General features: G+C 59.0%; 11 protein-coding genes. 8 read left to right on the top strand and 3 right to left on the bottom strand.

Going from position 1 to position 16,217, the window contains the following annotated elements:
• Nucleotides 1–211 precede the first annotated feature (211 nt).
• The 8 genes from TBK1r_RS33920 to TBK1r_RS33885 all read left to right on the top strand — a co-directional run bounded on the left by TBK1r_RS33920 (nt 212) and on the right by TBK1r_RS33885 (nt 10,558).
• Entirely contained in the window at nt 212–1,009 is a 798-nt protein-coding gene (locus TBK1r_RS33920; protein WP_145220132.1) for a tetratricopeptide repeat protein, read from the top strand.
• A gap of 412 nt (nt 1,010–1,421) precedes the next feature.
• A complete protein-coding gene (locus TBK1r_RS33915) occupies nt 1,422–2,966 on the top strand; it encodes a succinate CoA transferase (RefSeq protein WP_145220129.1) in 1,545 nt (514 codons plus the stop codon).
• A gap of 328 nt (nt 2,967–3,294) precedes the next feature.
• Nucleotides 3,295–4,905: a glycine--tRNA ligase gene (locus TBK1r_RS33910; protein WP_145220127.1), complete on the top strand. Its 1,611-nt coding sequence runs from the start codon at nt 3,295–3,297 to the stop codon at nt 4,903–4,905.
• Between the two features lie 192 nt (nt 4,906–5,097).
• Nucleotides 5,098–5,808 carry a hypothetical protein gene (locus TBK1r_RS33905; RefSeq protein WP_145220124.1) on the top strand — a complete coding sequence of 237 codons (711 nt, stop codon included), beginning with the start codon at nt 5,098–5,100 and terminating at the stop codon, nt 5,806–5,808.
• Nucleotides 5,809–5,853: 45 nt separating this feature from the next.
• Nucleotides 5,854–8,118, top strand: coding sequence for a hypothetical protein (locus tag TBK1r_RS33900; RefSeq protein ID WP_145220122.1), 2,265 nt, complete (start codon nt 5,854–5,856; stop codon nt 8,116–8,118).
• An 11-nt stretch (nt 8,119–8,129) separates the two neighbouring features.
• A complete protein-coding gene (locus TBK1r_RS33895; protein ID WP_145220120.1) occupies nt 8,130–9,428 on the top strand; it encodes an esterase/lipase family protein in 1,299 nt (432 codons plus the stop codon).
• 129 nt (nt 9,429–9,557) lie between these two features.
• Nucleotides 9,558–10,178: an RNA polymerase sigma factor gene (locus TBK1r_RS33890; protein ID WP_145220118.1), complete on the top strand. Its 621-nt coding sequence runs from the start codon at nt 9,558–9,560 to the stop codon at nt 10,176–10,178.
• On the top strand, nt 10,175–10,558 hold the full coding sequence (locus TBK1r_RS33885) for a hypothetical protein (protein WP_145220116.1): 384 nt from the start codon (nt 10,175–10,177) through the stop codon (nt 10,556–10,558). Before TBK1r_RS33890 ends, TBK1r_RS33885 begins: the two co-directional genes overlap by 4 nt.
• Nucleotides 10,559–10,851: 293 nt before the next feature.
• Here the strand turns inward: TBK1r_RS33885 and TBK1r_RS33880 are convergent, their stop codons facing one another.
• The 3 genes from TBK1r_RS33880 to TBK1r_RS33870 form a co-directional block, all read right to left on the bottom strand.
• Nucleotides 10,852–12,651: a hypothetical protein gene (locus tag TBK1r_RS33880; RefSeq protein WP_145220114.1), complete on the bottom strand. Its 1,800-nt coding sequence runs from the start codon at nt 12,649–12,651 to the stop codon at nt 10,852–10,854.
• Nucleotides 12,652–13,029: 378 nt separating this feature from the next.
• A complete protein-coding gene (locus TBK1r_RS33875; protein ID WP_145220112.1) occupies nt 13,030–14,727 on the bottom strand; it encodes a vWA domain-containing protein in 1,698 nt (565 codons plus the stop codon).
• A gap of 4 nt (nt 14,728–14,731) precedes the next feature.
• The gene (locus TBK1r_RS33870; protein ID WP_145220110.1) at nt 14,732–16,156 is read right to left on the bottom strand and encodes a P-loop NTPase family protein; all 1,425 of its coding nucleotides are present in this window, start codon (nt 16,154–16,156) and stop codon (nt 14,732–14,734) included.
• Nucleotides 16,157–16,217: the final 61 nt, after the last annotated feature.

The raw sequence follows: 16,217 nt of genomic DNA, 5'->3' as shown, positions 1-16,217 counted from the left end.
CCGTCTTAATCCGTGCAGATTGGCATTGCGAGCGAACACGTGCCCCGTTCGACGTGGTTTACGGCACGAAAGTTCCTCTCTTGCGTGGTTTCGGCGCGTGTTGATAGGGTTTGCCTGCACAATGCGACGCTCTTTGGACCGCGACGCCTCCGACGGGTCTCAGTTGATCCCCCCTGAAGGTGCGGTCGTAACATGTCAGGATGGCAGTTAAATGACTCTTCTATCTGAACAGAAAGCCACCTATCAAGGCGGTGGTTCCTGCTGCGGATGTCGATTTCTCACCCGCTGGCGCGCTGTGGTTTTTCCGCTGGCGCTATTGCCAGTCCTTACATCGGTCGGTTGCAGCTGGACCGCGAGCGGAAAAAACGTGTTGGGCGCCCAGCTTCATCAGCAGGGACAGTACACCGCCGCGCTGCAGCAATTTCAGCAAGTGGTGGCGGACGATCCGACCAATCCTGACGGTTATTACAACCTGGCCGCCACGACACATCGCTTGGCGAGCCAGCGGAATGACGAATCGCTGTTTCGCAATGCCGAGGCGCTTTACAACCAGTGCCTGGACCATGATCCCAACCATATCGAGTGCCATCGCGGCTTGGCCGTGTTGCTGATGGACACCGGTCGTCCCGACCGCGCGTTCGCGTTGATCAAGAACTGGGCGTCCGGTAATCCGATGGCATCGGAACCGCGGGTGGAATTGGCGCGGTTGTACGAGGAGGCCGGCGAATCCCAGACGGCACTGAAATATCTCGAAGACGCGGTCCAGTTGGATGCCAACAACTCCAGAGCCTGGTTGGCACTGGCGCGGTTGCGGGAAACCGATGGCGATCTGCCCCAAGCCCTGCAGAATTATCAGCGGGCCCTGGCGCTCAATAACACCCAACCGATGATCGCCGAACGCGTCGCGGCGCTCAGCCGCCAAATCAATTCTAATTTGGACGCCGCGCGCACCAACGCGAACAGCCAGATCGCCACCCCGCTGCCCTATCCGACCACCTCGCGGTATTAGTCCGCCTGCCGGACGCTCTGCCGATCAACGTCTGAAACGTCGCCAAGGTTGCGACCGCAGGTGGGCGGATTCAGCACACCGGCCCCGACGTCCGGATTCGGCAACGCGACCGGTCGGTCAAAAAATGGTTTGGTCAAACAAAGGGTGGCTGAGACGGAGGCCCCCTGTCGGCGATCGGGAACGTCGGCGTTTTCTGCTCTCAGGTCGCGGGTTCTTGGCGGCACATTCCGAACCCTCGCGCCGCCCAATTGGATTGAAACCCGCTGGCGGCCGATCGATTGAATCTCCGTGGCCTAGCTTTTTAAGCACCGTGAGCGCCGCGAGATGAGAACGGCGCGGGTGATTTGTTGGGCTAGATCGAAGGCATCCCTGGAATCCGTTCGAGTCAGCCGATTTCCGACACCATGCTGCGATGGGGGCTATTTCAGTGGACTACGAAGGATTTCCCGTCTTGGACGCCGACGAGGTGGCCAGTCTGATCCCCGACGGGGCGATGGTGGCATTCAGTGGCTTCACCCCGGCGGGCGCAGCCAAAGCCGTGCCTCAGGCGCTGGCCCGTCGCGCGCGGCAGGACCACGCCGCCGGGCTTCCTTACGCGCTGCGAGTGCTGACGGGGGCTTCGACCGGCCGCAGTCTGGACGAAGCACTCGCCCAGGCCGAGGCGATCCGCTGGCGCGCGCCGTATCAATCTTCGCGCACGCTGCGCGATCAAATCAATCGAGGCGACGTGGACTTCGTGGACATGCACCTGTCCGACGTTCCCCAGTTCACCCTGTTCGGCTTTTTCGGAAAGATTGATTTTGCGGTGATCGAAGCGTCCGAGATCACTGCGGACGGACGCGTCTATCTGACCAATTCCATCGGTGCCTCCCCCGCGTTCTTGCATTCGGCAGAACACGTCGTCATCGAATTGAATCGCGGGCAATCGCGTCGGATCGCCGAGATGTCCGATATCGTGGTCCCCAAGACACCTCCCTATCGACCCGCCATCGATCTGGATCATCCCTTACAGCGGATCGGCAAACCCTACGCACGCGTCGATCCGGACAAAGTGATTGGGATCGTCGAAACGAATGAGCCCGACGAAGCGACGGACTTTACCCAAGCCAATGACGTCAACAAGGCCATCGCCCGTCACGTCGCCGAGTTTTTTGCAGCTGAAATCGCCTGCGGCCGGATCCCCCGCGAGTTCCTGCCGATTCAAAGCGGGGTGGGGAATGTCGCCAACGCGGTGTTGGAAGCCATCGGCGAGCATCCCGACTTGCCCGACTTCACCATGTACACCGAAGTCCTGCAGTCCTCGGCATTCGAATTGATGTTGCAAGGTCGCCTGAAAGGGGCCAGTACCTGTGCGTTAGTCCTCTCGCCCCAACAAATGCAACAGCTTGACGAGCAGCATGACTTTTTCTCCTCGCGGTTGGTGCTCCGTCCCCAGGACATTTCCAACAATCCCGCCGCGGTGCGACAACTCGGGATCATTTCGATGAACACCGCGTTGGAAGTCGATATCTTTGCGCACGTCAATTCAACCCATGTCTGCGGCAAGCGGATCATGAACGGAATCGGCGGCAGCGGCGATTTCACCCGCAATGCCTACACGTCAATCTTCATGTGTCCGTCGGTTGCCAAGGGCGGAAGCATTTCCGCGATCGTCCCGATGTGCACCCACATCGACCACAGCGAACACTCCGTTCAAGTGATTGTCACCGAGCAAGGGTTGGCCGACCTGCGTGGGCTGGCACCGAAACAACGCGCCCTGAAAATCATCGAACGCTGTGCTCACCCCGACTATCGCGACTATTTGCATCGTTATTTGTGCGATTCAGGTGCCAGCCATATCCAGCACGATCTGACGCGCTGTTTCAAGCTGCACCAGAATTTCCTGCGATTCGGCTCGATGCTTCACGATGAAGTCCCCGACACGGAAATCGACAAGATCTTCTCCGCGTCTTTCTAAACGCCACGCAGGTGGAGCGGGGCAGACAGAACCAGGGATGGGCTGTGGTCGATAAATGGGCTGGTCAAAAAATGGGGATTGGCTGAGTCGGGGATCGCGACCGGTGGAACTGATTTGGTCGCGTTGAAACTGCACGAATCGACTGACGCTGCCGCGTGGATCGATCGACCCTCCATTTTTTGACCCTTTTTCGGCTCAGACCCCAGCAAAACCGGGGCACCGGGACGAAGCTGACCTCCCGCAACTGACCCGTTGCGCGTACATTCTCCCAATTCGAGTCCTTCCCCCCCCTTCCACCAACGTTTCGATCCTTCCGACCATGAAATCGATGGACAAAATCGTGTCGCTGTGCAAGCGACGTGGCTTCCTCTTCCAATCCAGCGAAATTTATGGCGGCGTCCAGGGGTTTTGGGACTACGGTCCGCTGGGGGTGGAACTGAAACGCAATTTGAAGGAAGCGTGGTGGCAGGACATGATCCGCGGCCACAACGATCTGGTGACGCCACCGGGCGCCCCGGCTTCGTTTGAAATGGTCGGCTTGGATTGCACGATCATCATGCACCCCCAGGTTTGGAAGTGCAGCGGCCACTACGATCTGTTCCACGATCACATGGTCGATTGTCGGGAATCGAAAAAGCGATACCGATTCGACCAGGTGCGGGGACGCTGGTGCGAGCGGGGCGACCAAAAGATTTTCGTGTCGACGCTGGCCGAAGTCGAACAGGAACTCGATGAGGTCCGTCGCCGCGCGATGAAGTTTTTCAAGCTGCGTGCCAAGAACGCGGACGAACTGACGATTTCCGATGAATCGTTGACGTTGGACAAACTCGACGACACCGATTCGGTGCTGGCCCCCGATGCGAAAACGCTCGGCACGCTGACCGAGCCGCGCGAGTTCAACTTGATGTTCAAGACGACCCTGGGCGCGCTCGGCGGGGAGGACGACACGACGTTCCTGCGGCCGGAGACCGCTCAAGGTATTTTCGTCAATTTCAAGAACGTGCTGGATTCCTCACGCGTCAAAGTGCCGTTCGGCATCGGCCAGATCGGAAAGAGTTTTCGCAACGAGATCACGCCGCGGAATTTCACATTCCGATCGCGCGAGTTTGAGCAGATGGAGATCGAGTTTTTCTGTCCGCCGGATCAGTCGCAAGCTTGGTACCGCTATTGGCGCGACCGCCGGATGGCCTGGTACACCGAGCTGGGACTGTCGAGCGATTCGTTGATCATGCGCGAGCACGAGCCGGCGGAACTGGCGCACTACAGCGTCGGGACGGCCGATATCGAATACGCGTTTCCGTTTTTGCCGCCGGGTGAATACGGCGAACTGGAAGGCATCGCACACCGTGGCGATTTCGACTTGCGAAGCCACATGGAAGGCAAGCTGAATCCCAATTCACCCGAGGGTGAGCCGATGCAGGTCGAATTGAACGAACACGGCAAGCCCAAGTATCGCGGCAGCGGCAAAGACCTGTCGTATCGCGATGAAGCGACCAACGAAAAATTCATTCCGCACGTGGTCGAACCGTCCGCCGGCGCCGACCGCGGCGTGTTGGCGTTTCTCTGTGAAGCCTACACCGAAGATGAAGCGCCCGATGACAAGGGGCAGATGCAGACCCGCACGGTGATGAAACTTCACCCGCGACTGGCCCCCATCAAGGCTGCGATTTTCCCGCTGGTCAAGAAAGACGGCATGCCCGAAGTCGCTCAGGAAATCTACGGCGAACTCAAGCAGCACATGAACGTGTTCTACGACGACAAAGGCGCCGTCGGCAGACGTTACCGACGACAGGATGAAGCGGGCACCCCGTTCTGCATCACCGTCGATGGCGAATCGCTCAGTGACAAGACGGTGACCATCCGCGATCGAGATTCGCTCGAGCAGACGCGGGTCAAGATCGATGAATTGAGTTTCGCGTTGATCGAGCGGCTCGGTTGAACGCCAACGCGCTGATGCATGGTCCGCGCGGCGTCATTCCGGTCCTGACGATTCTTCCGGTTTCCTGTTGAACCTCTTTTGCCATCCTCCGCCGGGGCGGGTGTGACGTCCGCCCCGACGTGCCATTGCTGAGCTACGGTTTTCGACCTCACATCGAAATCCGTCCGTGTTCACTCGTCAGCAATCGCAACAATGGAAACCATCAGTCCGGAACAATTCTTAGCGCTCGGAGCGATCACCATCGCGATCATTGGGGGAGTCTTGCTGACAACATTTGCGTTGGCGGCCGGCTCTTTGAAACTTTCGATCCACTGGATCGGTAACGCGACGCCGGGATTCTTCGCTTGCTTCGGGTGGCTGGTGGCGATGTATTTCGTCAATGCCTTCCTTGCTGTGGCGGCCCAGGACCTGCTCGGGCAGGTCGGCGTCCTGATCGCGATCCCACTGACTTGGTTCGTGACCCTTTACATGATTGCGCATGTCGCAAACTGTGGGCTGTTCCGCGCCTTCGGGATCTGGATCGTCAATGGCATCCTGAACGTGATCGGACTTGTCGCGATCTTTTTCTTTGTGCTGATCCCCTTGGTGGCGATGGTGCCGGACCCTGACAAAGGCGCCCAAGCCGAGGTCCACGACGTCGAGGAGATGCTGGCGGAGATGGAGGCCCAGATGCAGGAACTCGACACCCAGATGGAAACGCTGGATCAGATGGAGATTCCGGAAATCAAACAAGTCCACTTTGAACCGGAGCAGACGGTGACCGAAACGCGGACTTCGGAATCCACGGTCACGCCGTCGGCCGAGCCGACGAAGGTCACTCCGGTGCCAGCCTCCCGACCGCGAACCAAAACGGTTCGTCGGGCCGCCGATGGCAGCATGGTGAACCCGTTTTTCCAAGATTGATCGCCGCCGCGGTGACGCACGATCGGTCCGGAACCAGGAGAGCTGATGTCCAACGTCGTCTTGCGCACGAGTGACTCCGAGGTGTGTCGCATCCGCTGCGGTCCGCCCCTGCAGGCGTTCGCGATGCGTTGGAACTATGTCGTTCGCCAGCGGCATCGTTGGGCCGACGATCCGGCGGCCCGTCAGCGACAGACACTTCGGCTGCAGCGTGATCTTCGCGGTCTGGGGGTGACCGCCAAACATCTGCGGCGATTGAAAGGCATCGTGGAGGTTTCCGTTCCCGATTCTCCCTTGGATGAATTCTGGGAAGCCAGAATTTTACCTTGGGAGTATGTGTTGGCCGCGGCCACCAAACCGCATCGTGTCGAACAAGACATCTTGGTCGTGCGGCATTTGAAAACGGGGCGTCGCAAACGCAAGCGGACGCCCAAACGCCTGGTCGTGATCGAAACAGCGCCGGGTGAGCTCGCGCGGCACTTCAATTTTTCGGCCCAGCGTCAATTGGTCACCGGCGGGTTGCGGGCATTGAGTGCCGAGACGACCGGGGTGCTGGAAAACCCGACCGAGAGGCAACTCGGTGAGGAAATCGAAGCCGTGTCGCCGGACATCGTGCACGTGACCGGCTTTGACAATCGAAGCGGTCGGGAACGGCTCGGCGGCAACCTGTCGGGGCTCCGCGATGGGCTTTATTTGGCGGATCCATCGGCGGAGGCGAAGGAGTATCGCGCCGAAGTCATCGCGCGGTTGCTCAACCGGGGTTCACCCAATCCGTTGCTGGTCGGTTTTCATTGCTGGGACTCGGCGGCGCGATTGGCCCCGATGACGATCCACGCCGGCGCCCGTTCCGCGATCGGGTTTCAACACACGTTTGATGAAGCCGTCGCGGAGATCTTTTTTCTGCATTTCTATCGTGCTTACGCCGATTCCCAGTGGAACCTGCTGGCCGCGTTCTGCAGCGGATGGGAATCGATCGCCGCCTATCGGCCACGGATTCGCGGCAGCAGCATCGTGTTGTGGTCGGCCGATTCGCTCGTTTCCAATGCCACGAGTGAAATCGGACAAAACGGTTTCGGCATCGGCGCGACCACCCTACGACCGTCGACGCGCCCGCCCGCCGTGTCTCGTTCGGCGGATCCGCAGCGGGTTCACATTCGCGACTTGGTCCAGGTTTCGGTCCGGCCGAACCATCAGATCAACTATTCCTCGCTTCACAACGGCCAAAGCGTCTTTGAACAACTGACGCTGCGGCTTCATCCGAACCCTTCCGAGCCGGAAGCGATCACGCAGATCAATGATTTGGAATTGGAAGTCCAATTGCATGTCGGCGTCGACTCGTATCCGTTTCGGTCGCGGTTGAATTTGGACATGGACGCCTATCGCTATGACTTGGCAGACCGCGTGACGCTGCCGTTGACGGGGGAACTGTTTCGCGCGATCAACGAACGGATTCAGACCAGTTTGTTCGTCGATCTCCGCTGGCACGATCAAGTGCTCTATCGCCACACGCATTCGGTTTGGTTGGCGCCGATCGATCAATGGACCTTGGACGATTCTCAAATCGGTTGGCTGCCTTCGTTCGTACAACCGCGAGATCCGGCGGTCGCGCGAACGATCGACGTGGCCCAGGGGTATTTGCAATGTTTGAAGGACCAGGTCGGTGCAGGCTTTGACGGCTATCAAAGCTACGACGGGTTCGCATCCGGGCTGGCCTGTTGGGATGGCGTGGACCGACAGGTGCGCTCCATCTGGGCGGCGTTGTTGCTAAGCAACAAGCTGCGTTACATCAATCCGCCGCCTTCGTATGCCGATTTCACTCAGCGGTTGCGAACGCCTGGGGAGACCATCGGCGGCGGATTCGGGACCTGTGTCGACTTGGCGATTGTGATGGCGTCGTGTTTGGAATGGATCGAAGTCCATCCCGTGTTGTTCTTGCTGCACGGGCATGTGTTCGTCGGCTATTGGAAGGACTTTCATGCGCATCAACGATTTTTGGACGTTGCCACCGAAGACTTGCCGGCGCGGACGCCGGACGGCGAGATGCCGCGTGACGATGCATCGCAGCGATGGGTATCGGGGCCGAAGACCTATGCCGAAATCAAAGGGTTTGTCGATCGGGGCGAACTGGTGCCGATCGAGACGGTGGCGTTGACGCGCGGAAAAGGCTTTGCAGCTGCGATTGACGAGGGCCGCGAGCACTTCTACAAAAAACGCAGTCGTGCCTTTCGGGCCATGATCGATTTGGTCAGCGCCCGCGCCGAAGACGGTGTGACACCACTGCCCCTTCGCTTTTCCGAGTCTCACGTCGGCTGACAGGTCAAATCATGGACGGCAAGTTTCTGGAAATCGCGCGTTCGGCCACCGCCGGCAGCAGCCACGTTCGGCCGTTGGTCCAGCGGCCCGATCGGACTCGGATTCGCACCCATTCGGTCACGCCCTCCGGCCCGTTGCCGCCGCTGGTGCGACTGCAATTGGTCGACGACGACGGCATCATGGACTGGGAAGACGTCACCGCGCTGCCGCCCGATCTGGGACGCTTTCGTGGCGCGCCGTCGATCAAGACCCGCGAAGGGTTTGAAACGTTGGAATTGGAATTCGAGCGTTTACCGCCGTCCAAGATCACGCAATTCCTCAGTCGCCGCGACGATAAATTGACGCCGCATCGAGGTCTGCGGCGTTTGGACTCTCAAACCAAGACATTGCAGCCGGCGAGTTTTCCGTCCTCGGGAGACGTGTTGTTGTTCGTCCACGGGACGTTCAGCAACAGTGACAACATGATCGCCGGACTGCTTGAGAAAGAGAACGAAGACGGCGGCGAGTTTCTCGAACAAGCGTTTCAGCGATACCGCGGCAATGTCTTCACCTTCGATCACCCGACGCTCTCGGTGGGGCCGATCCTGAATGCGTTCGATTTACAGCGCGCGATCGGCGAGAGTGACGCCAAGATTCATTTGGTCAGTCACAGCCGCGGGGGTCTGGTTTCGCGGTGGTGGTGTGAAACCTTTGATCCGACGGGCCGACGCTGCGACAAGTCGATTTTTGTCGGGTCACCGCTGGCGGGAACGGGGCTCGCCGCACCGCCGAATATTCGTGAGACGATTCACTTGTTGACTCAGTTTTCCAGGGCTTTGCAAGTCACGTCCGGTCTGACCGCACTGGCGATCCCCGTCTTTTCGGTCGTCGAAGCGCTGTTGCGCGTGGTCACGTCGATCACCAGTTTGGCCGCACGAACGCCGGTGGCCGATGCGGCGATGGCGATGGTCCCCGGTTTGTTCGGCATGTCACGGGTCGGCAACAATCCCGAACTGAGTCGCCTGTTGGAAACCCCGACGACACAAACCGAACGCTACTACGCCGTGGGATCGGATTTCCAGCCCAGCGATCCGGCCTGGAAATTCTGGCGGATGTTTCGCAAAGAACGGCTGGTCGACGCCGCGGCCGACGTGTTGTTTGACGGTGCCAACGATCTGGTCGTCGATACACCCTCGATGATCGATTTGGCCGCGGACGTGAAGATTCCCGATTCGCGGCTGATGGATTTCGGCCAGTCGCAAACCGTCCACCATCTGAACTATTTCTACCAGAGCGAGACGGCCAAGTTCTTGGGCGATACGTTGTTGTAGTGGGCTAATGGGCGGGGCAATTAACACTGATTGCGGAGATTCAGTTCCACTCGTCGGATTCAGCGAAAAGTGTCAAAAATCGGAATTGATTAGACAAATCCGCTGCCGAAGCGCATCATGGGCAGTGTCATGCCCAACGATGCCCCTTTTAACGCCCAAATTCGCCAAGCGGCCCGCGAGATCGCGGTCGGGCGAGAATCGTCTGCCCAGACGCTCGCGATGGCCCAGTTGTATGACCTGACGGCGGATCGATTGGTCCGGTTTGCTGCGTCGATCACACGGCGTCAGCACGACGCCGAAGACGCGGTCAGCACGACGATGGTGAAGGTCGCGACGCGTCCCAAGCTACTCGTCGGCGCCGATCAACCCTGGCACTACCTGCTCCGGATGGTCCGCAATGAGTCGCTGGTGATCCTGCGTTCGCGGAGCCGTTGGTCGGCAATCGGTTCGATCGCGGAGCGTTTGATCGGTCGAACGTCGGACGTCGTCGAACGCGATGACGAAAATCGATTGGTTTGGGAGGCGATGGAAAGTCTGCCTGCGACGCAGAGCGAAGTCGTGGTGTTGAAAATCTGGGAACAATTGACGTTCGCCGAGATCGCCGAAGTCCTGCAGATCACGCCTTCGACGGCCGCCAGCCGTTATCGCTACGCGCTCGAAAAACTGGCCGGAAAACTTTCACGCGTGTCGCATTCCCAACCCGCTGGTGTGGCTGTCTCCTCACGTTCGGTCGTGGAGCTAGGCCAATGACGATGCATCACGATGGCAAACGAGGATGTCCACTCCGCGACGATCATGCAGCGATCGAACGCCAGATCGCCGCGTTGGGTGGGTCGATCTTGCCCGGACGTCGACATCGCGATCAACTGCTTGAACACACCTCGGACTCGGCCGGACGAGCACGCAATCAGCTGCGAACGGCACGCGTCACGATCGTGTTGTCGTTGCTGTTGGTCGTCGTCTCGCCGCTGATCAGCGCCCTGACTCGCGTCGAAGTACCGTCGCCGCAGACGGCCGACCAAACCAACGCCGCCGCCCTTCGCCACGCCGAAGCCAACCACATGAGTTTTGACTGGGCGCTGGTCGATCTGTTTCACCAATTCCGTGAAAGCAAACGGCCGGCACGCTAGTGCAGGCGGTAGTGGACGAGGCGACGAGTCCTTGCCTTGCGTTTCGGATAGGCGGTAGTGGACGAGGCGACGAGTCCTTGCCTTGCGTTTCGGGTAGGTGGTAGTGGACGAGGCGACGAGTCCTTGCCTTGCGTTTCGGGTAGGCGGTAGTGGACGAGGCGACGAGTCCTTGCCAAGATGCCGACTGCAGAGGACTCGTCGCCTCGTCCACTACCCGAAAATTTAGCTGGCAAGGAATACGAGTGCTTCAAGCCTGACTGTTTTTACGCGGCACCCTGTCGGTTCACGTCGTCCTAACGGATCTCGAACGGAATGCTGGATTGGCCGTATTTCTTTCCGACGATGTCTTCGATCGTCAGTTGCAATCGATAGGTCCCCGGCGGCAACCCTTTTGGCAGGTTCATTTGATAGGCGACGAAGTAGTCACGCAGGCGATTACGCGATTGCTGTTGGTCGACCGGTAACAGTTGGCTGATGACCTTGGTGTTATTGGCGCTGTAGATGTCATAGCTTCCCTGCAACTGCGTCTGGAAGTAACCGGTGAGATCTTCGGCGGCAAAGTTTTCGATCTCGCAGTACAGAATCACTTGTTGGCCGGCGACGAATCGATTGCCTTCGAACGGTTTGATCTGACCGTAGGATTCAATCTCAGTACAGAACTCCAAACTGTTCAACGTCAACGAATCCGTAGCGGTCGCCATTAGACGCGTCGCTTCGCGGAATTTCGGCAATGCTTCGGTGATCCGCCGACCGGAGGACGGATGGCCTTCGGGATCAATCATCGTCCATAACCCCATCAACTGATTCTCCAGATACAGTTGCTCAGTCGGGTTCAATCCTTGCATGGACTCCAGCGCGGCTTCGGGTTCTCCGGCGAGCACCATCAGGTGACGCATGACGAATTCACGTCGCTCGCGTTGAGTCGGGCTTTCACCGTTATTCGGCTGAGACAATCGGTCAAGCAGCGCGCGATAGAGTTCCGCTTCGCTCAGCTGTTGCATCGCAACGGCCGTCGGAACCGATTCAATCTCCGGCGTCTTTTGGTGGCCGGCGAATGCCAGGTTGTCGTCGCCATCGTCACTCGCATGTGACGCCGGCAGCACCTGGTTCGCATTCATGACCACGCTGGGGTCCTCCTCAGCGACTAGCATCGGCTCGGTGGGCGGCGTCGTTTCGGTTTGCTGGGTTTCGGCAACCGCCTGCGTCGTCTCGGTCGACCGAGGCGTATCCGGTTGCGGTTCGGTGGCTGCCGGTTTCGCCGCTTTCGCAACGAGGTCGCCGACGTGGGGCGCAGCTGCTGGTTCGGCGACTGGGGGCGGTGCCGGAGCGTCTTGCTGGGCCAGTTGGACCATGCCGGTGCCGAGTCGCACGGGGGCCAAGCCGTCGGCCGCGACCCGCGAATCGGGCAAGGCGGGAAGTCGGGCAAGCGATTGCCTGATCGCTGCGGTCACGTCGTTGGGCAGATCGGTTTGGTTGACGGCCTGTCGTCGCGTACGGGGCGGTTGGGTGGCCGAAGAATTCGCCACTGTTTCAGCCGCGGTGGTCGTCTCGGCGGTGGCAGCCGGCGGCGCGGCTTTGGCGACCGGTTCCTCCGTGCTCGGCTTGTTGGCTTTTTGCGTCGCGCTTAGATCGGTCAGGGAAGCCGAGACGAGTCCGGCCGGTGAGACGTCGACGTTGGTCGCGCCGGCGTTTTCGGTCTTGTCGGAGGAAGCTTGGGGCGCCGGCGACTTGGGTGTGGCGGTCGCCGCGGCGATCGATCCCTTGGGCGGCTCGGCGGGGGCTCCAGCAGGTGCGCGGTCGGTTCGGGACGCATCCGACAGACTCATCCGGGTCGTCGCACCAGCCGTTGTCGCGGTGGAGGACGGCTTGGACGCCGACGGTCTTGGTTTTTCCGTTACGTTGCTGGTCGTCGCACTGGCGAGTTCTGTTTTCGTCGTCGCTCCCCGATCCACCTTGACCAGTCCCCGGTCTTTGCCGGTCGTCGATGTGGCCAATCGCTGTTCCGGTGCCGGCAGATGGGTCACGACCGCCGCCGGATCCTCGGTCACCTGGACCATGGAACCCGTCGGCCGTCCGCTTCGGCAGCCTAACATGGACAAACCGATCGTTGCGATCACGGCAACGCGGGCGGCAGCAGCCACCGACGCACCAGCGGAGGTAATTTGGCTATCGTTTAAGTGTCTCGCCGAGTGCATCCGTGCCTCGCAGGTCCAATTCGTAAGGTGTTGCCATCTTCAGTGACGTCCGATCGACGTCTCGCTCTGCGGCTTTAGCGCAATTCAGAACTTCCAATACAAAACTTTCCCACCGACCGGCAATGTCAAACCACGGTTCACCAATCTTTGCTAGCAACCAAAACAGACCATGACCGACCCGAATCCGTATGAGCCATCGCAATCGCGAACCGTTGATTCAGTGGTCAGGCCGTCACTGATGCTTTGGATGATCGCAAGCTGGAAGCTTACGCCACTTCAGGCGATGATTTCGCGTTTGTTTTGAACGTAGTCCCAGAGGACGAAGCGATCGAGGTTGTTTCCGCTGGTGAAGAAGACGCGACCGGAAGTGGACTGTGCCATCCGGTTGGCGAACCGGATGTCTTCTTCGGATTGCGACCAACTGGGCACTAGAAAGATGTTGATCGTGATTCCTTCCTTGGCGCACAAGGCGGCTTCACGCATCGTGGCTTGCTCGGTGCGCGGATCCGGCGGGTACAGCATGTAAAGCCATTCGTCTTCGCAATGCGCTGTGGGTAACCCATCGGTGATCAACACGATTTGGCGGTTGGGCGTGTCGCAATTGACCAGATTTTGACGTGCCAGTTGCAACGAGCGTTGGATGTTGGTGAAGTGCGGGTGGATTTGTGCTTCGCTGACGTTTTGGTCACTGAGGTCTGCTTTGAGCCGCACCCAGGGATCGTGAATGGTGACCGGTTTGGGCATCAGGTTGATGATTTCGCCGGGGGCGCGGAGTTTGGCGAACGTGTACATCTCGATGAATCGCAAGAAATCACCGGGGTACTCCGATTGGATCAACCCTTGCAGCGCGAGCGCCATGCGTTTGACGTTCATGTACTGGCCGTCGTAGCGCATCGAACCGCTCATGTCCATGATCACACACGTGGCACACTTGGGGTGATTGCGTGTCTTGTGGATTTCGATGTCATCGCCGCGCAGCCGCAGCGGTCGCTCGTCGCCTTGGCGGAGCAGGGCATTGATGACCGTTTGCGGGATGTCCATGTTGGCGACCGAATCGCCGAACTCGTAGGGCTTGGTTTGTTGCAATTCCACCGCGCCTTCACCGATGACATTTCCATGGTGTCGTCCGGACCGCGAGGGGGCCAGTTCGCTGAAGATCCGTTCAAGCAGGCGACCTTGGAAGATCTTGTAGGCGTGGGGCGTCAGACGAAACTGGCCGGCCGAATCACGTTGCAGCCCCTGGCGCTCGGCTTCTTCGCGGATCAAGTTCTCGACCTGACGCCGCATCTCTTCGAGCTGTTCCATGTCGCCCGGTTGAGCGAACTCGCTGAGCATGTCCATGTCGATCAGCCCGATCTGGGCCGACTTGGCTGCCTCTTCGAGTTGTTTCAGCAGCTCGTCGATCTTTTCGAGTTCTTCTTTGATTTCCAAGGCTTTGGGAACCGACATCGACTCGTTGCCGGTGAACTCATACTTGCTGGCGAGTTCTTCGATGTTGTGTTTGTCGCCCATCCGCGCGGCGACCTTCAACAAGTCCGTCGAGAGCGATCCGCCATGGTCTTCGGCGCGATACCAGAGCGATTCGAGCAGGTAGGGTTGTTCGCGGTTGATCGCTTGTCGGTAGGTTTCGGCCAGCTTTTTGGGAATCCGGACGTCCTTGGCCGCGGAGTGAAAGGCTTTGCGAGCTTTCTTTTGGACCGACCGCGCTTCATAGGTTTCAAGAATCTTTCGTTTGCGTTCTTCGAGCATCGCTTTGAGAAAGTCGATACTCGGGCCCAGACCTTGGATTTGGCTGGGATCCAAACGCACCGCACGGGCGAGTTCTTCTTCGCTCAATTCGCGAAACTCACCATACATCAGCGCCTGTTCAAAGGCCGGCGTCACGAGGTCCGGCGGTGGCTCGCTCGGTGGCGGAAACGAAGCCGGATCGTACTTTTGGTACGCGTGGATGATGCCGCCGAGTCGTTTGTTCATGCGATTAAACTTCGTATTCGATTTTGCCGTGACGTTGGGCTCGGCTGATACGGTCCATGCTATACAGGCCCGCCAACACAAACTCGACGCAACTGGCCCGAACCGCCTCGCTTTCGCTGGCGTTGACCTCGAATGCCAAATTCCAGGCCGGCGGGACACTCTGCAAACGTTCGGCGTAATGGCTGCTCGGCAGCAAGTCACCCACTTCGACGCGGACGCCGCTGCGGAAAATTTCGGCGATCTCGCCCAGCCCGTGCTTTTCGACGTATTCACCAAAGATGACTTGGACGGCTTTGGCGACGACCGCATCAAGCACCTGTTTTTCACTCATCTGGTGGGTGCCCATCAGATCCAGTTCCAGCTTGCCGAGCGAGCTGGAGTACAGGTGTCCCAAGTCGCTGATTCGTGGAACGGCCGGTCTTTCGTTGTGCAGGATGCCGCGTTGGCGTGCCGAGGCGACCATGATTCGGAAATTGGCCAGTGAAAAGCGTGCCGACACACCGGACGCTTGATCGATGAACTTGCTCCGCCGCGCCTGCTCGGTGATCTCTTCAACCAATTGGAACATGAAATACGGCACTTGGACCGGATACTCGCCATCCAGGTCCTCGCCGATTTCTTGCCGCAGGATGTCGATTCCCTGATCACGTTCGGTCGGGTAGTGCGTTTGCACGATCGTCCCGATGCGGTCTTTCAATTGGGGAATCACCTTGCCGCTGCGGTTGTACGTCGACGGGTTGGCGGAGAACAGGATCATGATGTCCAAATCAAATCGGATCGGAAATCCGCGGATTTGCACATCCCGTTCTTCGAGGATGTTGAACAAACCGACTTGGACCAGGTCGTCCAGTTCGGGCAATTCATTCATGGCAAAGATGCCGCGATGCATTCGCGGGATCAGCCCGAACGACAAGGCTTCTTCGGCGCTCATGCTGACGCCGCCGGTCAGTTTCGCCGGGTCGATTTCGCCGATGATGTCTGCGAACTTGGTGCCCGGCGACAATCGTTCCGAATACCGGTGGTCGCGATGCCACCAGCCGATCTTGATGTCTTCCGGATCAAGCGTTTCGACCAGTTTTCGACCGAGGGACGTGACCGGGTGGGTCGGGTCTTCATGAACGGGCAACTCGGGATGGTCGATGAAGGGAATCCACTCGTCCAAGAACCGGGTCAGCATCCGCATGATGCGGCTTTTAGCCTGTCCCTTTTCGCCCAGGAACAGCATGTCGTGTCCGGCCAACAGGGCCAAATTGATTTCCGGGATCACGGTGTCGTCATAGCCGACGATTCCGGGGAACAATTCTTCGCCGCTGGCCAGCATCCGCGTGAAGTTATCGCGGATCTCGCGCTTGACCGATTTCGATTCCCATCCGCTGTCGATCAACTCTTTCAAAGTCGTTGCGGTTGGTGCTGCCGTCGCGACGTTCATTCACAATCATCCGTAGTAGTTAAGAAACGAGCCTCACTCGTGTCTGATTGTAGACGCCTGC

Origin of the sequence: Stieleria magnilauensis (genome assembly GCA_007753675.1) — a bacterium.
GTDB lineage: Bacteria > Planctomycetota > Planctomycetia > Pirellulales > Pirellulaceae > Stieleria > Stieleria magnilauensis.
This window is presented reverse-complemented; position numbering and strand designations above follow the sequence as displayed.